This window comes from Kineococcus sp. G2, assembly GCF_037154035.1.
Classification (GTDB): domain Bacteria; phylum Actinomycetota; class Actinomycetes; order Actinomycetales; family Kineococcaceae; genus Kineococcus.
On record NZ_JBBBEM010000134.1, the window covers coordinates 19,024 to 39,672 of the forward strand.

Consider the following 20,649-nt stretch of genomic DNA (forward strand, 5'->3'; position numbering starts at 1 on the left):
GTCCGCCGCTGGTCAGGACGGCTCGGCGAGCGGTTCCGGCCCGGCCGCGGCGGCGCCGGGGCTCAGCAGCGCCGCCACCGCGTCCCAGCGCGCGATCTCGCAGCCGTCCGTGCGGGTGAACCGCGCGTCCACCTCCCGCCCCGCCCACGTGCCGGTGACGGTGGCGCGCTGCGGGCCGCCGTAGACCTGCGTGCAGGCCGTGTCCGGCGGCACCGGGGCGAACGGTTCCCCCGCCGCGGCGAGCGCCGCGCACGCGGCCGCCGGGTCCGGGTGGGTCCCGCTCGCGGTGCCGTCGGCCGCGCACTCCAGGGTCCACGTGCTGGTGCCCCCCGCGCCGTCGTCGACCGTCACCGTCAGGGACGCCGGCCCGGACGGTGCGGGCGCCGTCGCGGCGCCGGACGTGCCCGACGCGCTGGGTGTGCTGCTCACCGTCTGTCCCCCCGCCTGCTGCTGACCGCACCCGGCGCCGCCCGCGAGCAGCAGGGCCGCCAGGACCACCGCGCCCGGCGCTCGCCGTCGCACCGTGCCGACCATCGTCGCCCCCCGCCCCGTGCACCGCTCGCCGACCGCCCCTCGGTCACCGCCCGTGGTGGGACGTGCCGGCGCCCGTGCCGGTTCCCGCCGGGACGGCCCCCCGCTCCCGCGAGGTGCGGCACCGCGGTTTCCCCGCGTCGCCACCCGGGCGCCACCGGGTCCGCGCCCCGCGTTCACCCGCCGCGGGAACCGGGGAGGTGCAACACGTCCGGAAAGCCCCGAGGTGCGCGTGCGCGCACCGAGAGCCCGACGGTGGTGGTTCGTCCGTGAGGTCCCCCGTGAGCGAGAGCAGCTCGGCGATGAGCGAGAGCAACTCGGCGAGGACGACGATCGTGGCGGTCCTGTGCGCCACGATCTTCTTCCTGGCCCTGACGATCCTCGAGGCCGTCCCGGAGATCCCGGTCGACATCGACGCCAAACCCTTCTTCATCCCCGTGGCGCTCGCGGTGCTGGTGCCGCGGGGCCGCCCCGTGCTCGCGGTGGCGGTCGGCGCCATGGGCGGGGAGTTCATGCGCGACATGCTCGAGGGCTACGAGATCGACGACGCCCTGGGCGCCGTGGGGTACCTGGCGGCGTTCACCCTCGCCGGGTACGTCGTCGGCGACCGGCCCCTGAGCAAGCCGCGGCTGGTCGTGGCGACGCTGCTGGCGGCCGTCGTGCACGCGGTGATCGAGGCGGCGTCGCTGCTGGTGTTCGACTCCGAGCTGGTGGGCATCGCCGTGTGGTCCGCGGTGGGCAACACGATCGGCGACGGCGTCCTGCTGGGGGTGCTGCCCGTCCTCGGCCTGGTGCCGGTGCTCTACGGGCGCATCGAGCGGTACCTGGGTTTCGAGCCCCGCGGCGCCGACCGGTACCGCGACCGCGTCCCCCCGGTGCCGCGCGCCCGGCCCGCCGCCCAGGGGGGAGCGCCGCAGCCCCGCGCGCGCGCCGCCCGCGGGGAGGACGGCGGGCCGTGGGCGGTCACCGCCACCGGGCTGACCTTCCACTACCCGACCAGCGACGTGCCCGCCCTCGACGCGGTGGACCTGCGCCTCGCCGAGGGTGAGGTCGTCGGCCTGGCGGGCCCACCGGGAGCCGGCAAGACCACGCTGGCGCTGGCGCTGGCGGGCCTGCTGCCGGACGTGACCGGCGGGCGCGTCAGCGGTGAGGTGCGCGCCGAGGGCGGCGTGGGCATCGTCTTCGACGACCCCGGCGGGCAGCTGACGCAGCTGCGGGCGATCTCGGAGGTCGCCGAGCCGCTGCGCACCCGCGGCGCCCGCCCGCAGGAGGCCGAGCGCGAGGCGCGCCGGCTGCTCGAGGCCGTCGGCCTGGGCGCCGAGGACCTGACCCGCCGGTGGGTGTGGGAGCTGGCCGAGGGGCAGCAGGTCCTGCTGGCCCTGGCCGCGACCCTCGCCACCCGCCCGCGGGTCCTCGTCCTGGACGCGGTGATGGGCCACCTCGACGGCGAGCACCGCGAGCGCCTGATGCGGGTGCTGCGCGAGGAGGCCGCCGGTGCCACCGTCGTGCTCGTCGAGCAGGACGTCGCGCTGCTGGCGGAGGCCACGCGGCGCCTCGTCGTGCTCTCGGCCGGCCGGGTCGTCGCCGACGGCACGCTCAGCGACCTGCTGGTCGACGACCGGGTGCGCGAGCTGGCGGACCTGGCAGCCCCCGTGGAGCTGACGGCCGCGCGCGAGCTGGGCCTGGCGGGCTCCCCGCTGACGCCGCAGCAGTTCGCCGACCTCGTCCGCGGGCACCGGCCGGCGCACCACGGGAACGGCGGCGGGAACGGCGGCGGGAGCGGCGGCGGGAGCGGTGCCGGGCGCCGGGGTGCGGACGCCGGCGGCGAGCCGCCGTGGGCGCACGACGCCCCCCGGGTGCGGGTGCGCGGCCTGGACTTCGCCTACCCCGACCGCTCCCCGGCGCTGCGCGGCGTCGACCTGGAGGTGCGTCCGGGGGAGGTGCACGCCGTGGTCGGTCGCACGGGTGCCGGCAAGAGCACCCTGGTGCGGATCCTGGCCGGTCTGCTGGACCCCGTGGCCGGGCAGGTGGCCGTCGACGACCAGGACGTCACCGCCGTGCACCCGGCGGACCTGGCCCTGCGGGTCGCCACCGTGCCGCAGGGCGCCGACCAGGCCCTGTCGCGGCGGCGCGTGCGCGACGAGATCGCGTTCTCCCTGCGCGAGCGCGGGCGCACCGAGGCCGTCGCCGAGCGGGTCGAGGCCGCCCGCCGGCTGGTGGGGCTGCCCGAGGACGTGCTCGACGCCGACCCCGTCCTGCTGCCGCGGGCGCACCGGCGGCTGGTCGCGCTGGCCGCCGCGCTCGTGGTCGAACCGTCCGTGGTGGTGCTGGACGCCCCGTTCACCGGGCTCGGGCCGGGGACCGCGGCGCGGGTGCGCGCGGCGGTCGCCGAGCTGCGCGCGCGCGGGGCGGCCGTCCTGATCACGGAGCACGACGTGGAGGCGCTCGCCGAGGTCGTGGACACGGTGACGCTGCTGCACCACGGCGCCGTCGTCGTGCAGGGACCGCTGCGCGAGGTGCTGCGCGGTGACCGGCGCGAGCTGCTGACCTCGCGGCGGCTGGAGCTGCCGCGCGCCGGGGTCCTGGGCGAGGCCGTCGGGGTGCGGGCCTGCACCGTGGCCGACCTCGTCGAGGCCCTGTCCGCCCCCGCGACCTCCTCGACCGCGCCGGCCGTCCCCGCCGTGCCGGCCCCGACCGCACCCGCCCGGGAGGCCTGATGTCCGCTCGCGTCCCCGTCCTCTACACCGGTCGCGACACCGTCGTGAACCGCCGCGACCCGCGCGTGAAGCTGCTGGTGCTGGCGCTGCTGTTCGTCTTCGTCTTCGTGGCCCCCAGCACGCAGTGGATGCTGGTGCCCGTCGTCGCCGGGCTGGTGACCGCGGTGCTGGCGCGCACCCCGTGGCGCTGGCTGCTGGTGCTGTGGGGCATCCACGTGCCCACGTTCATCGCCCTGATCGTCATCGGCGGGTGGGGCTCGCTGACCGCCGGGGACCTCGGGGGGCTGGTGACCGCGGCCGGCGCGGAGGCGCGGCTGGTGCTGGCGTGGACGGGCACGATCCTGCTCAGCGTCAGCGTGTTCTCCGCGCTCGACCCCGACGACACCGCCCGTGGGCTGCGCGGTCTGGGCCTGCCGGCGGTCGTCTCGTTCGCGGTGGGCCTGTGCTACCGCCTGCTGTACACGACGCTGACGGAGGCGGTGCAGCTCACCGAGCACATGCGCCTGCGCGGGGTCCGGCTGCAGGCGCGCCGGCCGCTGCGGTTCGTGCGCGACGCGCTGCAGGTGTCCCTGCCGCTGCTGTTCGGCGTGGTGCGGCGCGGGCCGCTGCTGATGGCGACGATGCGGTTGCGGGGTTTCGCGGGCGATCCGCAGCTGGGGCGGCCGGGCGTCGCGGACGTCGCCGTGGTGGTGGTGGCCCTCGCCCTGGTGGCGGGCGCGGCCCTGGCCCGCTGGGGGGCGCTGCCCGCGACCCCGATCGCGCTGGGGGGCTGACGGGAGCGCTCGTGCGCGGGTAACCTGGGCGATTTCGCCGGTTCGGGTTCCTCGGCTCGTCCCCTGAGAATCCTCCCGCGAACCGGTCCGTGATCGCAACGTTGTTGCGGTGCAACGATTCTGGCAGGATTCCCGGGCTCCCCGGAACCCAGGAGGAACCGTGCCCGCCCCCGCCCGGGGAACCCCCGGAACCCCCGACGTGCTCGCCGCCGAGCAGCGCCACCTCGACCGCGCCCGCGCCGAACTGGTCCGCATGCGCGAGCACACGCTGTCCCTGACCGCCGACGGCGGCGACCCGATCGCCGACGCCGCCCTCGCCCGCGTCCTCGACCGCCGCGCCGCGAGCCTCGTGGACGACCCCGCCACCGCCCTGTTCTTCGGCCGCACCGACCACGACTCCGGCGAGGTCCTGCACATCGGCCGCCGCCACGTCACCGACGCCGCCGGCGACCCCGTCGTCGTGGACTGGCGCGCCGACGTCTCCCGCGGGTTCTACCGCGCCAGCCGCGCCGAACGCGGCGACGTCCGGCTGCGCCGCCGCTTCGGCGTCGAGCACGGCCGGCTCACCGCCCACGAGGACGAGCACCTCACCGACCCCGCCCCCGGCGAGGACGAGCGCGCCTCCGCGATCCTCGCCCGCGAGATCGAGCGCCCCCGCTCCGGGCCCATGCGCGACATCGTCGCCACCATCCAGCCCGAGCAGGACGCCCTCGTGCGCGCCGACGCGGCCACCACCGTGTGCGTGCAGGGCGCCCCCGGCACCGGCAAGACCGCCGTCGGCCTGCACCGCGCCGCGTGGCTGCTGTACGCGCACCGTGAGCGCCTGACCCGCCAGGGCGTCCTCGTCGTCGGCCCCAACACCGCGTTCCTGCAGCACATCGGCGCGGTCCTGCCCGCGCTGGGGGAGGTGCGGGTCGAGCAGCGCACCGTCACCGGCCTCGTCACCGCCCCCGGCGGCGGGCGGAAGGACGTGGCCGTGCGCGCCGCCGAACCCGCCGCCGTGGCCGCCCTCAAGGGCGACGCCCGCATGGCCGAGGTCGCCCGCCGCGCCGTGTGGTCCGCCGTGGGGGACCCGGCGCACGTCCTCGACGGCGGCGCGTTCGTCCTGCCGCGCGGCTCCCGGCGCTGGCGGGTGCCCGGCTACCGGGTGCGCGAGCTGCTCGACGACCTCGCCGGCCGCGGCATCCGCTACGGGGCCGCCCGCGCCCTGCTGCCGCAGCGCCTCGCCCACGCCGTCCTGCAGCTGTTCGAGGCCGCCGGCGACTCCCCCGACGACGCCGTGCAGGACGCCGTCGCCCGCAGCGCCGACGTCAAGCGCGCCGTGAACCGGCTGCTGCCCGCCCAGGACGCCGCGAAGGTCCTGCACCGGCTGCTGTCCGATGCGGAGTTCCTCACCGCCTGCTCCGGCGGTGTGCTCGACGACGCCGGGCGGGAGCTGCTGCTGTGGGAGAGGCCCCCGCGCAGCGCCGGCACCGCCCGCTGGAGCGACGCCGACGCCGTCCTGATCGACGAGATCGCCGACCAGCTCACCCGCACCCCCTCGCGCGCCCACGTCGTCCTCGACGAGGCCCAGGACCTCTCCCCGATGCAGCTGCGCGCCGTGGGCCGGCGCTGCTCCACCGGCGCCGCCACCGTCCTCGGCGACATCGCGCAGGGCACCACCCCGTGGTCGGCGCGCTCCTGGCCCGAGGTGCTCGAGCACCTCGGCAAGCCCGGCGGCCACGTCGAGGTCCTCGACCGCGGCTTCCGCGTGCCCTCCGCCGTCATCGACTACGCCGCCCGGCTGCTGCCCGCCATCGCTCCCGAGCTGAGCGTGCCGCGCTCGGTGCGCCCCGACCCCGGCCGCCTCGACGTCCTGGCCGTCGACGCGGACGCGGGGGAGGACGCGCTGGCGCGGGCCGTCGCCGTCGTCGCGGACCTGCTGCGCGGGGACGGCTCGATCGGCCTCGTCGTCGCCGACACCACCACCGACGCCGCAGCCGGTGCCCTCGCCGCCGCCGGCGTTCCCGCCACCCGCCTCGACGCGGTGCACGAGGACGACGGGCTCCCCGAACGGGTGTCCCTCGTGCCCGCCACCCTCGTCAAGGGCCTGGAGTTCGACCGGGTCGTCGTCCTCGAACCCGCCGACGTCGTGGCCGGCGAGCCCGACGAGCGCACCGGCCTGCGCCGGCTGTACGTGGCGCTGACCCGCGCCGTGTCCGCCCTCACCGTCGTGCACGCCCGGCCCCTGCCCGAGCAGCTGCGCTGAGCCGTAGGCTCCCGCCATGCCCGAGGTCCCCTCCGTCCCCGCCGCCGCCGTCCCCGCCGACGCCACGATCCTCGACGTCCGCGAGGACGACGAGTGGGTCGCCGGCCACGCCGACGGCGCCCTGCACATCCCCATGGGGGAGGTGCCGCAGCGCCTGGCCGAGCTGCCCGCGGGCGAGCTGCACGTCGTGTGCCGCGCCGGCGGCCGCTCCCTGCGGGTGGCGCAGTGGCTGGCGCAGAACGGCTACGACGTGGTCAACGTCGACGGCGGCATGGGCGCGTGGGCGGACGCCGGCCGTCCCATGGTCTCCGAGACGGGTGACGAGCCCTTCGTGCGCTGATCCCGGTGGGGGCGGGGCCCGGTCGGGTCCTCGGCCGGGTGGCGGGGCGCAGGGCGACCACCGCGCTCCTGCGGTTCCCGGCGGGTCGCTGCTGGGCCGGACGGGTGGTCCGGAGCACCCTGGTGGGGGAGCCGCGGCCGGGCAGGTTTGGCCGCTGAGCGGCCCGGGTACCTACGGTGCCGTCAGGTGGCGGCTGGGTCAGGAGGACGGATGCCGACGGGTGTTGGCCCGGTGCCGGCGACGCACTGGTCGTCGTTCGAGCACGACGCGGCGTCTGTCCCCAGGGCCAGGCGCGCCGTCCGCTGCGTGCTGGACGGCGCGGGCCTGGACGCCGAGGCCACGGCGGAGATCGAGATCGTCGTCTCGGAGATCGTGGGCAACTCGGTGCGGCACGCGCGCCCGCTGGGCGACGGCGGCATCCACGTGCGGTGCCTGGTCACGTGCGACGGCGGCGCGCACGTGGAGATCGCCGTGACGGACGGCGGCGCCCCCGGGCGGGTGGTGAGTCCCCGCTCGGTGGACGACGGGTCCACGTCCGGGCGGGGCCTGCGCATCGTGGAGGGCCTCGCCGACGAGTGGGGGGTCGTGGAGAACGTCGACGACTTCAGCCGCACGGTGTGGGCGTCGTTCGGGGGCCCCACCCGCCTGCACCCGCACTGAGCACCCCACCCGTCCGGTCACGGAACGGGAGACTCCGATCGCTCAGCGCGATAAACTGGGAACGGCGCTGGAGAGGACCGGCACTTACACCCGGGGGAGGGCGAGTGGACCGCGCTCCGGTCACCGCTGCCCACGTCCCCGCGCCCCGCCCGCACCTCGACGTGGCGGACCTGCGCCTGCTGGAGCGCACCACCGCCCGCCTCGCCGCCGCCCTCACCGTGCGCGACGCGGTCGACGCCGTCCTCGACACCGTCCGCGAAGCCCTGGGCGCCTCCACCTGCGGCGTCTTCCTCCTCGACGAGGACGGCACCGCCCTCGTGCCCGCCGGTGGCGGCACCGGGCCCCTGCCCGCCGGGCCGGTGCCCCGCCTGCCGCTGAGCGCCTCCGCCCCCAGCGCGCAGGCCGCCCGCACCCGCGCCCCGGTGCTGCTGCGCTCGCCCGGTGAGCTCGCCGCCCGCTTCGACGACCCCCTCAACGAGCGCCTCGTGGCCGCCGGGGAACGGTCCTGGGCGGTGCTGCCCCTGCTGACGGACGCCGGGCTGATCGGCGTCCTGCGGGTGGGCCTGCTCCGCGAGGGCTCCCTGGACGAGGTGCAGCAGCTGCTGGCCGCCACCCTCGCCGGGCAGTGCGCCAGCGCCGTGGAGCGGGCCCGCCTGTTCGACGCCGTCCGCGCCGCCGCCCGCGACGCCCGGAGCGCCGAGCACCGCTACCGCACCCTCGCCGAGGCCGGTCGCCTCGACGTGTTCACCGCCGCCCCCGGGCGCGGCCTCACCAGCGACCTGCCCGGCTGGCGCGCCCTCACCGGCCGCGACGGCGACCTGCTCGGCACCGGCTGGACCGCCGACGTGCACCCGGCGGACCTGCCGGGCCTGCTCGCCGAGGCCACCGCCGCCGCCCGCGAGGGCCGCACCGCCGGCGCCCGCCTGCGCGTGCGCACCCCCGCCGGCTGGCGCTGGCTGGCCGTCACCGCGCAGCCGGTGCCCGTGGACCCCGACGACCCCGCCGGCCCCGTCCTGGAGTGGGTCGGCGCCGTCGAGGACGTCGACGAGCGGGTCCGCGCCCGCCGCCGGGCCCGCGCCCTGCAGGCCCTGACCGCGGCCCTGTCCACGGCCACCACGCGCGCCGGCGTCGTCGACGCCGCCCTGCGCGCCTGCCTGGACCTGCCCGGGACCACCCGCGCGAGCCTGACCCTGCTCGAGGAGGAGCGCGGCCCGCGCGGCGCCGTCGCCGTGCACCGCCTGCGGCGCGACGGCCGGCGCGACCACCTGGTGCGCGACGACCGCACCGCCGTCGAGCTGCTGCGCGACGTCGAGGCGTGCGCCGCCGCCGGCGGCTGGTACGCCGCCGGTGCCGCCGGCGCCGCGTCCCTGCCCGCCTGGGTGCGCCCGACCTACCTGCAGGCGCTCGCCGAGGGCGACGCCGCCTGGGCCGTGCTGCCGCTGGCCACGCCGCGCCGCCACCTCGGCGGCCTCGTCGTCGGTTCCGCGGAGGACTGCGCCGCCGGTGCCGGCGTCCTCGACGAGGACGAGCGCTCCTTCCTGCTGGCCCTGGCCGGGCAGGTCGCCGGTGCGCTGGACCGGGTGGAGCTGCTGGAGCGCGAGCGCAGCACCGCCCGCGTGCTGCAGGAGGCCCTCAAGCCCGGGCCCCTGGTGCGCGTGCCGTGGCTGCTCGCCCACCGGGCCACCGCCACCAGCGCCGGCGTGGACGTCGGCGGCGACTGGGCCGAGCTCGTCGCCGTCGGTGGCGGGTGCGTCGCCGCGGTCCTCGGCGACGTCATGGGCAGGGGAGCGCGGGCCGCGACCGTCATGGGCGAGGTGCGCGCGCAGGTGCGGGCCCTGGCCCTGGTGGACCCGCACCCGTCCGCCGTGCTGCGCGGGCTGGACGCGTGCGCCGCCGCCACCGGGGCGGACGACCTCGTGACCCTGGCGTACGTGCTGCTCTCGCACGACGGCACCGCGCTGGCCGCCTCCGCCGGGCACCCCCCGCCGCTGCTGCGCACCGGCGGCACCGCCCGCTACCTGGACGTGCCGGCCGGGCCGCCCGTGGGGGTGGCGCTGCTGGACGGCGCCGGGGCGTGCTCCCGCGGGGGCGTGCTGCCGCTGCGGCTGGGGCCGGGGGACGACCTGGTGCTGTTCTCCGACGGCCTGGTGGAGACGCGCGAGCGGTCCCTGGACGTGGGGCTGGCCGCTGCGCTGCGGCACGTCGCCGGGTGCGGCGCCGACCCGCTGCCGGAGCTCGTCGACGGCCTGGTGGGCGCCCTGACGCGCGGGGAGCCGGGCGACGACGACCTCACCGTCCTCGCGGTGCGCCGCACCGGCGTGCTCTAGCCTCGCCAGCGTGCCGCCGTCGCAGCCGTCCCCGCAGCCGGGTCCCACCCCGTCGCCCACCGTCGCCGTGGTGGTGCCCGCCAAGGACGAGGCCGAGCGGATCGCCGCCACCGTGACCGCGCTGCGCGCGCTGGACGTGGCCGACCTCGTCGTCGTCGTCGACGACGGCTCCTCCGACGGCACCGCCCGGCTGGCGCGCGAGGCCGGGGCGGTCGTCGTCGCCCACGAGCGCAACCGCGGCAAGGCCGCGGCGATGACCACCGGCGCCCGCGCCGTCGCCGCCCACGAGGCCGCGCACCCGCGGCCCGGCACCGGCCCGCGGCCGCTGCTGTTCGTCGACGCGGACCTGGCCGCCAGCGCGGCGGCCACCGTGCCGCTGACGGGCCCGGTCCTGGCGGGCGAGGCGGACATGACGATCGCGGTCCTGCCGCAGCAGGCCACCGCCGGCGGTGGGCGCGGCCTCGTCGTGGGCCTGGCGCGCCGCGGCACGCTGGCGGCCGCCGGCTGGTCGCCGCAGCAGCCGCTGTCGGGGATGCGCTGCCTGACCCGCGCCGCGTTCGAGGCGGCGCAGCCGCTGGCGCGCGGGTGGGGCGTGGAGACCGCCCTGACGATCGACCTGCTGCGCGCGGGCCTGCGGGTGGTGGAGGTGCCGTGCGAGCTGCACCACCGGGTCACCGGCACGGACCTGCGCGCGCAGCTGCACCGCGCGGCGCAGTACCGGGACGTGGCGCTGGCCCTGCTGCGCCGGGGAGCGGCCGGTGCGCTGCTGCCCGAGCGCCGCTCCGGTGGCTGAGGCGCGCCGGGGAGCGTGCGCCGTCGCGGTGGCCGCGGCGCCCCGCCGACTGCCCGCCGCGGCGGGCGGTGCCGCGGCGCTCGCCCTGCTCTGCTGGCTGGCCGTGGCCGTGGCCGGGCCCTCCGCGGCGGTGCCCGGGCTGGGGTCCGGCGCGCTGCCGGTGGACCTGGGCCTGCGGCCGTCGTCCGCGCTGGTCAGCGCCCTGCTGGCCGTCTCCGTGCTCGCCGGGGGTGTCGCGCTGCTCACCGGCCTGGTCGCGGTGGGGCGGGGGTGGCGGCCGCGGCGCCTGCTGCTGCTGGCCGCCGCCGGCGCGGCCGTGACGGCCCTGGTGCCGCCGGTGGGTTCGGCCGACCACCTCAGCTACGCGGCGTACGGGCGCATCGCGGCGCTGGGCGCCGACCCGTACGCGCAGGCGCCGGACGCCTTCGCCGGCGGTGCGGACCCGGTGGCCTCGGCGGTGCGCGACCCGTGGCGCTCGACGACGTCGGTGTACGGGCCGGTGGTCACCGCCGTGCACGCCGTGACGTCCCTGGCGGGCGGGGAGTCGGTGCGCGCCACCGTGTGGTGCTGGCAGCTGGTGCTGCTGGTGGCGTGGGCGGCGGCGGCCGCCGGGCTGCACGTCGCGCTGCGCGGGCAGCCGGCGCTGCGCTCGCGCGCGCACGTGCTGTGGACGGCGAACCCGCTGCTGCTGACCGTCGGCCTGGGCGGTGCGCACGTGGACGTGCTGGCGGGCGCGGCGGCGGTGGGGGTGCTGCTGCTGGCGCCGCGGTACCCGTTCGCGGCGGGTGCGGCGCTGGGCGTGGCGGTCGGCACGAAGCTCCCGTACGGGGCGGTGGGCGCCGGGGTGCTCCTGGCGTGGTGGGCCGCGCGCCGCGGCGGCGGCCCGGGCGCGCTCTGGTTGCTGCGGGGGGTGGCCGGCGCCCTGGTGCTGCTGGTGCCCGCCCACCTGTGGGCGGGTGCGCACGCCTACGACCAGACCCGCACCGCCAGCCGGTACGTGTCGCTGGCGACGGTGTGGCGGCCGCTGGTGGACGCCGGCGTGCCGCGCTCGGTGCTGCTGCCGGGCACGCTGGCGCTCATGGCGGTGGTGGCGGTGCTGTGGTGGCCGCTGCTGGTGGGGCGCGGCGCGGCGCTGCCGTTCACCCCCGACCGCTGGCGCCGGTGCGCGGCGGGCGTGACCACCGTGCTGGCGCTGGGCTACCTGCTGGCCGCGCCGTACGAGCTGCCCTGGTACGACGTGCTGCTGTGGGGGCCGCTGGCGCTGGTGGTGCCCGCGGGGGTGGCGGGCGGGTGGCTGGAGCGGGTGGTGGCGGTGCGGCTGACGCTGCTGGCGCTGGCGTACGTGCCGGGGCTGGTGGACGGCATGTCCCCGGCCGTGGAGGCGGTGACGCTGGGGTACCGGCGCGAGGTGGGCCCGTGGGTGGCGTGGTCGGCGCTGCTGACGGTGCTGGCGCTGGGCGTGGCGCTGCGGCGGTGGGCCGCGGCCGGTGCGCGCGCGGCCTGAGCCGGCCCCCTCCCCGCCGTGGTCGTGCACGGTCGAGCGTTCACCCGCGCCTGATCACGGCGGGGAGGGGGGAGGGGTGCGACGATGGGCCACGCCATGGCCACCACCCCCGCCCCGTCCCCGCTCGCCGGCGAGTCCGAGGAGCTGCTGGAGACCTCCGCGCGCTCCCGCCTGACCGACCGGCTGCCCGCCCCCGGCAGCGCCGCCGCCGACGACCCCGACGCCGTGTTCGAGGCGTTCGCCGGGTGGGTGTCGGACGGCGGCATCGAGCTGTACCCGGCGCAGCAGGAGGCCCTCATCGAGGTCGTCTCCGGCTCCAACGTCGTGCTGGCCACCCCCACCGGCTCCGGCAAGTCGCTGGTCGCCGCCGGTGCGCACGCCGCCGCCCTGACCGCCGGGATCCGCTCCTTCTACACGGCGCCGCTGAAGGCGCTGGTGAGCGAGAAGTTCTTCGCCCTGGTGGAGACGTTCGGCGCGGAGAACGTCGGGATGATGACCGGCGACGCCTCCGTCAACGCCGGCGCACCGATCGTGTGCTGCACCGCGGAGGTGCTGGCGAACGTGGCGCTGCGCTCGGGCGCGTTCGCCGACGTCGGCCAGGTCGTCATGGACGAGTTCCACTTCTACGCCGAGCCGGACCGCGGGTGGGCGTGGCAGGTGCCGCTGATCGAGCTGCCGCAGGCGCAGTTCCTGCTGATGTCCGCCACCCTCGGCGACGTCGACTGGCTGCGCGAGGACCTCACCCGCCGCACCGGCCGGCCCACCGCCGTCGTCACCTCCGTGGAGCGGCCCGTGCCGCTGCACTACTCCTGGGCCACCACCCCGCTGCAGGAGACGGTGGAGGAGCTGCTGGTCACCGACCGGGCCCCCGTCTACGTCGTGCACGCCACCCAGGCGGCCGCGGTCGAGCAGGCGCAGGCCCTCACCAGCGCGAAGGTCGCCACCCGCGAGCAGCGCGACGCGATCGCCGAGGCGATCGGCGGCTTCCGCTTCGCCCCCGGCTTCGGCAAGGTCCTCAGCCGGCTGCTGCGCATGGGCGTGGGCGTGCACCACGCCGGGATGCTGCCGAAGTACCGCCGCCTGGTGGAGACCCTCGCCCAGGCCGGGCTGCTGAAGGTCATCTGCGGCACCGACACCCTCGGCGTCGGCATCAACGTGCCCATCCGCACCGTGCTGTTCGCGGGACTGACGAAGTTCGACGGCCGCCGCACCCGCCACTACCGGGCGCGCGAGTTCCACCAGATCGCCGGCCGCGCCGGCCGCGCCGGGTTCGACACCGCCGGCACCGTCGTGGTGCAGGCGCCGGAGCACGAGGTGGAGAACGCCCGCCGCGTCGCCAAGGCCGGCGACGACCCGAAGAAGCTGAAGAAGGTGCAGCGGGTCAAGGCGCCGGAGGGGTTCGTCTCCTGGTCGGAGGCGACGATGCGCAAGCTCGTCGACGCCCAGCCCGAGCAGCTCACCTCCCACTTCAAGGTCACCACCTCCATGCTGCTGAACGTCCTGCAGCGCCCCGGGAACCCGGTGGAGGCGATGCGCCACCTGCTGCTGGAGAACCACGAGCCGCGCAAGCGGCAGCTGCAGCACGTGCGCCGCGCCGTGGAGCTGTTCCGCGCCCTGCTGGACGCCGGGGTCGTGGAGACGCTGCCCGAGCCGCTGGCCGACGGGCGGCAGGTGCGCCTCGTCGGCGACCTGCAGCTGGACTTCGCCCTGAACCAGCCGCTGTCGCCGTTCGCGCTCGCCGTGGTCGACGACCTGCTGGAGAAGGACTCGCCCACCTACGCCCTCGACGTGGTCTCCGCCATCGAGTCCACCCTGGACGACCCGATGAAGGTGCTGCTGGCGCAGCAGTCCAAGGCCAAGGGCGAGGCCGTGGCCCGCATGAAGGCCGACGGGCTGGAGTACGAGGAGCGGATGGCGCAGCTGGAGGACGTCACCTGGCCCAAGCCGCTGGAGGACACGCTGCGCGCGGCGTACGAGACGTACCGCACCGGCAACCCCTGGGTCTCGGACTACGAGGTGCGCCCGAAGTCGGTGGTGCGCGACATGTTCGAGCGGGCCATGACGTTCGGGGACTTCGTGGCGTTCTACCAGCTGGCCCGCTCCGAGGGCCTGGTGCTGCGCTACCTGTCCGACGCCTACAAGGCGCTGCGGCAGACGGTGCCGGAGGACGCCCGCACCGAGGAGGTCACCGACGTCGTCGAGTGGCTGGGTGAGGTGGTCCGGCAGACCGACTCCAGCCTGCTGGCGGAGTGGGAGAAGCTGCGCGCCGGCGACGACGCCGACGTCGTGGCCGCCGTGGCACCCGCCGAGGACGAGGCCCCGCCGGTCACCGCGAACGCGCGCGCGTTCCGGGTGCTGGTGCGCAACGCCGTGTTCCGGTTCGTGGAGCTGGCGGCGCTGGACCGCCCCGAGGCGCTGGCGAAGCTCGACGGCTCCCCCGACGAGGACACCTGGGCCGACCAGCTGGACGCCTACTACGACGAGCACGACGCGATCGGCACCGGCCCGGACGCGCGCGGCCCGCACCTGCTGCAGGTCGACGACGGTTCCGGCCCGCACCCCAAGGGTTCCCCGCGCCGCTGGTACGTGCGCCAGGTGGTGGACGACCCCGCCGGCGACCGCGACTGGGCGGTCGTGGCGGAGGTGGACCTGGACGCCTCCGACGAGGCGGGCGCGGCGGTGCTGCAGGTGGCGGGTCTGCTGCGGATGTGAGCCGGGCCGGCGGCCGGCGGTGACGCCTCCGGCGGGCGGTGACGCCTCCGGCGGGTCAGGGCGCCGGCGGGCCGGGACGTCGGGCGAGCAGGTCCGTCACGACGTGACCGCGGGCGAGGCCGCGCGCCTCGAACGCGGTCAGCGGCCGCCAGGCGGGCCGCTCGTGCGCGACCCGCTCCAGCACCAGGCCGGGTTCGGCCTCCAGCACGTCGCGCATCCGCTGCGCGTACGGCTCCCAGTCCGTGGCGCAGTGCAGCAGCCCGCCGGGGGCGAGCCGGTCGGCCACCAGCGCTGCGAAACCCGGGTCGACCAGGCGCCGCTTGTGGTGGCGCGGTTTGGGCCACGGGTCGGGGAAGTACACCCGCACCCCGGCCAGGCTGCCGGGGCCGATCCGTTCCCGCAGCAGCCGGTGACCGTCGCCCTCCACCACCCGCACGTTGCCCAGCCCGCGCTCGTGCAGGCCCAGCACCAGCGCGGCGACCCCGGGCGTGTGCACGTCCGTGGCCAGCACGCCGGTGCCGGGGTCGGCCGCGGCCATCTCCAGGGTGGTGCGGCCCATCCCGAACCCGATCTCCACCACGACCGGGGTGCCGGGACCGAACAGGGCCGGCAGGTCCAGCGGGCCGTCCCCGTCGGGCACGGCGAACCGGTCCCGGTGGGCGTGGAGGGCGTGGTTCCGGGCGGCGCCCATCCGGCCGCGCCGCAGCTTGTAGGAGCGCAGCGTGTCGTCCACCGCACCGGCGGCGCTGGGTCGGGGCGTCACCGGGCCATCATCGGTCACGCCGCGACCGCCCGGGCAGGTGCCCGGGGCTCAAGGACGCCCGTCGCGGCGCCGAAGCCCCGGAGGTGGAACCGGACGGCGAGCTCGCCCGGCTCGTCGCGCTGCGGGAGCACCTCCCCGCCGACGGGTCCGGCGGCGACCCCGCGGACCGCGGCGACCTCGCGGACCTCGACGCCGTCGTGCGCCTGGCCGCCGCCCTCACCGGGACCTCCGGCGCCGCCGTCAACCTCATCGACGCCGACCGGCAGCGTCAGCTCAGCGCCGCCGGCGCGCCCCGCCGCGACCTCGCCCGCGAGGACTCGATGTGCGCGGTCGCCTTCCGCACCGGTGAGCTCGTGCACGTCCCCGACGCCCGCCTGCACCCGGCGTACCGGGACAAGCCCCACGTCGACGGCCGCATCGCGCGGGTGCGCCTGTACGCCTCCGCGCCGCTCGTCACCGACGACGGGCACGCCCTGGGCACCCTGTGCGTGTTCGACCCCGCCGACCGCGCTCTCGACGACGCGCAGCTGCAGCACCTGCGCGACCTCGCCGCCGTCGCCGTCTCGCTGCTGGCCCGCCGCCGCGAGGCCCGGCGCAGCGCGCTGCTGGCCGCCGAGGCGCAGGAGCAGCGCGACCTGGCTGAGCTGCTGATGGCGCAGTCCGCGCACCGCGAGGAGCTCACCCAGGCCGTCCTCGCCAGCGCCGACGTCGGCATCGTCGTCGCCGGGCCCGACGGCCGCCTGCTGATGTTCAACGACACCGCCCGCGCCCTGCTGGGCCGGGACGCCGACGGCGACCTGGACCTCGCCGGGCACGCCGGCGCGTACGGCCTGCACGCCGCCGACGGCAGCGGCCCCCTGGCGCCCGAGGACCTGCCGCTGGCGCGGGCGCTGCGCGAGGGCGCCGTGCGCGACGCGCGCATCCGCGTCGTCGTGCCCGGTCGCGAGCCCGTCACCGCGGTGTGCTCCGGGCGCACCGTGCGCGGCGAGGACGGCACCGTGCTCGCGGTCGTCGTCGCCCTGCACGACGTCACCGCCGCGGAGGCGCGCGAGAGCGCGCTGCGCGCCGCCCACACCGAGCTGGCCGCCGCCCACCGCAGGCTCGCCGAGCACGCGGAGCAGGTGCAGGCCCTGGCCCGGGCGTCGGCGGCCGTCGCCGCCGCCGGTGACCCCGGTGCGGTGATCTGCGAGGCGGTGCGCGACCTGGCGGGTGCCGACGCCGCCTACCTGGCGCAACCGGACGCCGACGGCGTCCTCGTCGTCACCGCCTCCCTCGGCCTGGACGGGGTGGAGCTGCGGCTCGACCCGCGCCGCGACACCAGCCTCGTGCTGGACGCCTACCTGGGGCGCGAGCAGCTGTTCGAGGCGGACGTCCCCGCGCACCCGCGCGCCAGCCGCGCCGTCGTCGAGGCGTGCGGCACCGTCTCGGCCGTGTGGCAGCCGGTGCTGCGACGCGGTCGCGAACCCGTCGGCGTCCTCGCCGTCATCTGGCGCCACCGGGTCGCCGAGCTCGCCCCGGGTGTGGCCGAGGCGCTGGCGACGCTGGCGGGTGAGGCCGCCCACGCGGTCGAGCGCGCCGACCTGCTGGCGCGCCTGGAGCGGGCCGCGGAGCGGGACGCGCTGACCGGCCTGGCGAACCGCCGCCGGTGGGACGAGGTCGCCGCCGTGGAGGTGGCGCGCGCCGCCCGCACCGGTGAGCCGCTGACGTTCGCGCTGCTGGACCTGGACCGGTTCAAGGCCTACAACGACAGCCGCGGTCACCTCGCCGGCGACGAGCTGCTGCGCGGCTTCGCGGCGGCCGCCGCCGGCCAGCTGCGGGAGGTGGACACGCTGGCGCGCTGGGGCGGGGAGGAGTTCGTGCTCGCCCTGCCCGGCTGCGACGTCACCGACGCGGTGCTCGTCGCCGACCGTGTGCGCGCGGTCGTCCCGCACGGGCAGACCTGCACGGTGGGGCTGGCGCAGTGGGAACCGGGCCAGTCGCCGGCGCAGGTGCTGGCCGTGGCCGACGCCGCCCTGTACCGCGGCAAGCTCGCCGGCCGCGACGCCACCGTCGCCGCCTGACGCCCGGGGCCGCTGGGCCCCTCCGCGGTCAGCCGCCGCGCGCCGGGCGGTCGAGCGAGACGTCCAGGGTGCGGGCCCCGGGTCCGTCGGCCCCGAGGCGGTCCCCCGGGTTGATCAGGGAGCAGCGCCCCAGGGACAGGCACCCGCACCCGATGCAGCCGTCCAGGTCGTCGCGCAGGCGCTGCAGCTGCTCGATGCGCTCGTCCAGCTCGGTGCGCCAGTCCGCGGACAGCCGCCGCCAGTCCGCCGCGGTGGCGGTGCGCTCGTCGGGCAGCCGTCGCAGGGCGTGCGCGACGGTGGACAGCGGGATGCCCAGGCGCACCGCGATGCGCACGACGGCCACCCGGCGCAGCACGCCGCGCGGGTAGCGGCGCTGGTTCCGGTCGTCGCGGCGGCTGGAGATCAGCCCCTTGCGCTCGTAGAAGTGCAGGGCGGAGACGGCGACGCCGCTGCGCGCGGCGACCTCCCCGACGCTCAGCAGCTCCTCGGCCCGGCGCCGCGGCCCGCGCGGCGGGTCCCCGGCTGCTCCCGGTCGATCGCCCACCTCGTCCTCCCCGTTCCTCGCCGGCCGGCCCGCGCCCGGGAGCGGAACCCGGGGCTTGACCTCAACCGTGGTTGAGGCGCCAGCGTAGGCGACGCGACCGGCGCGAACCCGCCTCGCGCCACCCCGGAACCCGGCCACCGAACCCCTGGAGGAACCCCGTGCCGCACGTCGAGGAGTACCTGGTGCAGGCGCGCCTGGCCGAGCGGCGGGCCGAGGCCGCCCGCGTCCACGCGGCCCGCCTGCTGCGCGCGCAGCGCCTGGCGCAGCGCGCCGCCGACCGCGCGCAGCGGCGCACCGGACCCGGCGCCGTGACCGACGCGTGCGCCGCGCCCCCGTGCGGCGCGGCGGTCACGCCGTGACGCCACCGGCAGCGGGCCGGGCGGCGGGTGGGGTGGGTGCTGCCCCGCCAGAACCGCTGCGCTGCAGCGGTTCTCGTCCGGGCACGGACTGGAGCCAGCCGGCGATCGCCTCGACGCCCGTGGTGAACGCCTCCTCGTGCGGGCGGTTCAGGAGACCGTGGGACGACTCCGGCAGCACGCGGTGCTCGACCCGCGCGCCGGCCGCCGCGAGTTCGCGGGCGAACACGGTGCTGGTGGACGTGCTCGACCACGGCGGCCACGTCCTCGACCTGCGCCGGGTGGCGCTGCCGCACCGGGCCGGGTGCCGGCCGGCCGCGACGGGCCCACCGCGCCGGGAGCGGGAGCGGTGGAGCCACCGCGCCACGCCACCTGCGCCGCGCACCGCAGCGAGGTGGTCCCGGCCGGTGGCCGCCCCCGGCGAGAGCGCTCTCGCACTGCGGCGTCGCGGCCCCCTGCCTAGGCTGACCGGCATGGCACCCAGTGTTCCCCAGCTCACCTTCAACAACGGCGTGACCGTCCCGCAGCTCGGCTTCGGCGTCTGGCAGGTCGGGGACGACGAGGTCGTCCCCGCGGTCGAGACCGCGCTGGAGGCGGGGTACCGCCACATCGACACCGCTGCGATCTACGGCAACGAGGCGGGTGTGGGCCGCGCGATCGCGAACTCCGGCATCGCCCGCGACGAGCTGTTCGTCACCACCAAGCTGTGGAACGCGGAGCAGGGCCACGACTCGACGCTGCGCGCCTTCGACGCCAGCCTGGAGCGGCTCGGCCTGGACGCGGTCGACCTGTACCTCATCCACTGGCCCGTGCCGAAGGCCGACGCCTACGTCGACACCTGGAAGGCGTTCGAGAAGATCTACGCCGACGGCCGCGCCCGCGCCATCGGCGTCTCGAACTTCGAGCCGCACCACCTGGAGCGGCTGGCGGGTGAGGCGGACGTCGTCCCGGCCGTGAACCAGGTGGAGCTGCACCCGTTCCTCCAGCAGGCGCAGCTGCGGGCCGACGACGCCCGGCGCGGGATCGTCACCGAGGCCTACAGCCCCCTGTCCTCGGGCAAGGGCGTCATCGACGACCCGACCATCACCGCCCTGGCGCAGGCGCACGGCAAGACCCCCGCCCAGGTGGTGCTGCGCTGGCACGTGCAGCTGGGAAACCTGGTGATCCCGAAGTCGGTGACGCCGCAGCGCATCCGCGAGAACATCGACGTCTTCGACTTCGAGCTCTCCGACGCGGACATGGCGCAGATCGCCGGCCTGGACCGCGCCGACGGACGCGTGGGCTCGCACCCGGACCAGATGAACGTGGGCGCCCCCGCCTGATCGACCGGGGGTTCACCCCGCCCCGCGGGGAGTGCCCGGTGCGCCGGCCGAGCCGGTCACCGGGCACCCCGCCGGGGTCAGCAGCCGCCGCCGTCGCACCCGCCGGCAGCACCCCCGGCGGCGCCCCCGGCGTCGAACGAGTTCAGGCCACCGCTGCCGATGAAGCCGTCGACGCCCGCGGCACCGAACACCCACCCCGGGGTGGCCGCGCTGTCCACGCGTCGCCCGCCGTGGCGGCGGGGCGCGGAGGGGACCTCGTGCGGGTGGTTCCGCGACCGCCTCCAGCGGGCCGCCGCCCCCAGGAGCAGGGGTGCGAGCAGCACCAGGGGCAGCAGGAGCAGGAAGTTCTCGGACCACACGGACCACACCGTCTGCACGGCGCACCTCCCTCGTCGCGACATCGCGTGATCACCACGCCACCGGTCCGGTGGGACCCGTCGAGGGCTCGGGTGTCGCCACCACCCCTCCGGCGCGCCGTGCGCGGTGCGGGTTCAGCCGCGCAGCAGGTGCGCCGTCCGGTACGCCAGCAGCTCGCGCAGCACGATCGACGTGGACGTGCGCCGGATGCCCCGGCAGCGGGTGATCCGCTGGGTGATGTCGTACACGTGGTCGGCGTCGCGCGCCGCGACCTGGATGAGCAGGTCGGAGTCGCCGGAGATCCCCACGCACTCGATCACCTCGGGGATGCGGCTGACGTCCGCCACCAGGTCGTCGAACTCGTCCTGCTCCACGTCCGCGGTCACCAGGGCCCGCATCGGCAGCCCCAGCGCCTCGGCGGTCACCCGCGTGGAGTTCGGCCGCAGCGCGTCCCCGGCCGCGAGCCGCTGCAACCGGGCCTGCACGGTGCCGCGCGCCAGCCGGAGCTGCGTGGACAGCTGCGCCACCGTCGCGCGCGGGTCGGCGTCCAGGGCGGCCAGCACCCGCCGGTCGGTGGCGTCCAGAGTGGTCACGGCGACCACCCTACGTCCAGCCGGAGCAGGAGAACTGGGCGGATCGACC

The 20,649-nt window shown here is 77.5% G+C and carries 18 protein-coding genes; 12 read left to right on the forward strand and 6 right to left on the reverse strand.

Translation table 11 applies throughout. From position 1 onward, the window contains the following. Window positions 1–12 precede the first annotated feature (12 nt). Window positions 13–429: an SSI family serine proteinase inhibitor gene (locus V9U69_RS18320; protein ID WP_337063297.1), complete on the reverse strand. Its 417-nt coding sequence runs from the start codon at window positions 427–429 to the stop codon at window positions 13–15. A 404-nt stretch (window positions 430–833) separates the two neighbouring features. Here V9U69_RS18320 and V9U69_RS18325 point away from each other — a divergent pair, with 404 nt between their 5' ends. From V9U69_RS18325 to V9U69_RS18365, 9 genes are all read left to right on the forward strand, one after another. Then, entirely contained in the window at window positions 834–3,248 is a 2,415-nt protein-coding gene (locus V9U69_RS18325; RefSeq protein ID WP_337063298.1) for an ATP-binding cassette domain-containing protein, read from the forward strand. Next, window positions 3,248–4,021 carry an energy-coupling factor transporter transmembrane component T family protein gene (locus V9U69_RS18330; RefSeq protein WP_337063299.1) on the forward strand — a complete coding sequence of 258 codons (774 nt, stop codon included), beginning with the start codon at window positions 3,248–3,250 and terminating at the stop codon, window positions 4,019–4,021. Before V9U69_RS18325 ends, V9U69_RS18330 begins: the two co-directional genes overlap by 1 nt. 160 nt (window positions 4,022–4,181) lie before the next feature. Then, on the forward strand, window positions 4,182–6,269 hold the full coding sequence (locus tag V9U69_RS18335) for a HelD family protein (RefSeq protein WP_337063300.1): 2,088 nt from the start codon (window positions 4,182–4,184) through the stop codon (window positions 6,267–6,269). A gap of 16 nt (window positions 6,270–6,285) precedes the next feature. Then, window positions 6,286–6,609 (forward strand): rhodanese-like domain-containing protein, encoded by a 324-nt coding sequence (locus V9U69_RS18340; protein WP_337063301.1) that lies wholly within the window; start codon window positions 6,286–6,288, stop codon window positions 6,607–6,609. A 210-nt stretch (window positions 6,610–6,819) separates the two neighbouring features. Beyond that, window positions 6,820–7,269, forward strand: a complete 450-nt coding sequence (locus tag V9U69_RS18345) for an ATP-binding protein (RefSeq protein WP_337063302.1) — start codon at window positions 6,820–6,822, stop codon at window positions 7,267–7,269. 104 nt (window positions 7,270–7,373) lie between these two features. Next, window positions 7,374–9,596, forward strand: a complete 2,223-nt coding sequence (locus tag V9U69_RS18350; protein ID WP_337063303.1) for a SpoIIE family protein phosphatase — start codon at window positions 7,374–7,376, stop codon at window positions 9,594–9,596. A gap of 10 nt (window positions 9,597–9,606) precedes the next feature. Beyond that, complete coding sequence (locus V9U69_RS18355; RefSeq protein WP_337063304.1) at window positions 9,607–10,389, forward strand: glycosyltransferase; 783 nt, start codon at window positions 9,607–9,609, stop codon at window positions 10,387–10,389. Next, window positions 10,382–11,893 carry a hypothetical protein gene (locus V9U69_RS18360; RefSeq protein WP_337063305.1) on the forward strand — a complete coding sequence of 504 codons (1,512 nt, stop codon included), beginning with the start codon at window positions 10,382–10,384 and terminating at the stop codon, window positions 11,891–11,893. Before V9U69_RS18355 ends, V9U69_RS18360 begins: the two co-directional genes overlap by 8 nt. 96 nt (window positions 11,894–11,989) lie before the next feature. After that, window positions 11,990–14,605, forward strand: a complete 2,616-nt coding sequence (locus tag V9U69_RS18365) for a DEAD/DEAH box helicase (protein ID WP_337063306.1) — start codon at window positions 11,990–11,992, stop codon at window positions 14,603–14,605. Between the two features lie 55 nt (window positions 14,606–14,660). On the opposite strand, the gene trmB is transcribed toward V9U69_RS18365, so the two are convergent. Then, window positions 14,661–15,368, reverse strand: coding sequence for a tRNA (guanosine(46)-N7)-methyltransferase TrmB (trmB, locus tag V9U69_RS18370; RefSeq protein WP_337063307.1), 708 nt, complete (start codon window positions 15,366–15,368; stop codon window positions 14,661–14,663). Window positions 15,369–15,451: 83 nt separating this feature from the next. Between trmB and V9U69_RS18375 the strand changes: the two genes are divergently transcribed. Next, entirely contained in the window at window positions 15,452–17,428 is a 1,977-nt protein-coding gene (locus V9U69_RS18375; protein ID WP_337063308.1) for a diguanylate cyclase, read from the forward strand. 28 nt (window positions 17,429–17,456) lie between these two features. On the opposite strand, the gene soxR is transcribed toward V9U69_RS18375, so the two are convergent. Further along, window positions 17,457–17,972 carry a redox-sensitive transcriptional activator SoxR gene (soxR, locus tag V9U69_RS18380; RefSeq protein ID WP_337063309.1) on the reverse strand — a complete coding sequence of 172 codons (516 nt, stop codon included), beginning with the start codon at window positions 17,970–17,972 and terminating at the stop codon, window positions 17,457–17,459. 158 nt (window positions 17,973–18,130) lie between these two features. Here soxR and V9U69_RS18385 point away from each other — a divergent pair, with 158 nt between their 5' ends. Beyond that, complete coding sequence (locus tag V9U69_RS18385; protein WP_337063310.1) at window positions 18,131–18,331, forward strand: hypothetical protein; 201 nt, start codon at window positions 18,131–18,133, stop codon at window positions 18,329–18,331. Here V9U69_RS18385 and V9U69_RS18390 read toward each other — a convergent pair. Continuing rightward, window positions 18,321–18,557: a hypothetical protein gene (locus V9U69_RS18390; RefSeq protein WP_337063311.1), complete on the reverse strand. Its 237-nt coding sequence runs from the start codon at window positions 18,555–18,557 to the stop codon at window positions 18,321–18,323. The two genes, V9U69_RS18385 and V9U69_RS18390, sit on opposite strands and share 11 nt — an antisense overlap. Window positions 18,558–18,801: 244 nt before the next feature. On the opposite strand from V9U69_RS18390, the gene V9U69_RS18395 reads away from it, so the two are divergent. Next, entirely contained in the window at window positions 18,802–19,650 is an 849-nt protein-coding gene (locus V9U69_RS18395) for an aldo/keto reductase (protein ID WP_337063312.1), read from the forward strand. A 77-nt stretch (window positions 19,651–19,727) separates the two neighbouring features. Here the strand turns inward: V9U69_RS18395 and V9U69_RS18400 are convergent, their stop codons facing one another. Then, a complete protein-coding gene (locus tag V9U69_RS18400; RefSeq protein ID WP_337063313.1) occupies window positions 19,728–20,027 on the reverse strand; it encodes a hypothetical protein in 300 nt (99 codons plus the stop codon). Between the two features lie 114 nt (window positions 20,028–20,141). After that, window positions 20,142–20,600, reverse strand: coding sequence for an Lrp/AsnC family transcriptional regulator (locus V9U69_RS18405; protein WP_337063314.1), 459 nt, complete (start codon window positions 20,598–20,600; stop codon window positions 20,142–20,144). Between the last annotated feature and the right edge of the window lie 49 nt (window positions 20,601–20,649).

What these genes read in the sequence shown, in the direction of transcription:
- V9U69_RS18340 (WP_337063301.1), top strand. Translation starts at nt 6,286, where the DNA reads ATGCCCGAGGTCCCCTCCGTCCCCGCCGCCGCCGTCCCCGCCGACGCC.
- V9U69_RS18325 (WP_337063298.1), top strand. Translation starts at nt 834, where the DNA reads ATGAGCGAGAGCAACTCGGCGAGGACGACGATCGTGGCGGTCCTGTGC.
- V9U69_RS18330 (WP_337063299.1), top strand. Translation starts at nt 3,248, where the DNA reads ATGTCCGCTCGCGTCCCCGTCCTCTACACCGGTCGCGACACCGTCGTG.
- V9U69_RS18345 (WP_337063302.1), top strand. Translation starts at nt 6,820, where the DNA reads ATGCCGACGGGTGTTGGCCCGGTGCCGGCGACGCACTGGTCGTCGTTC.
- V9U69_RS18365 (WP_337063306.1), top strand. Translation starts at nt 11,990, where the DNA reads ATGGCCACCACCCCCGCCCCGTCCCCGCTCGCCGGCGAGTCCGAGGAG.
- V9U69_RS18395 (WP_337063312.1), top strand. Translation starts at nt 18,802, where the DNA reads ATGGCACCCAGTGTTCCCCAGCTCACCTTCAACAACGGCGTGACCGTC.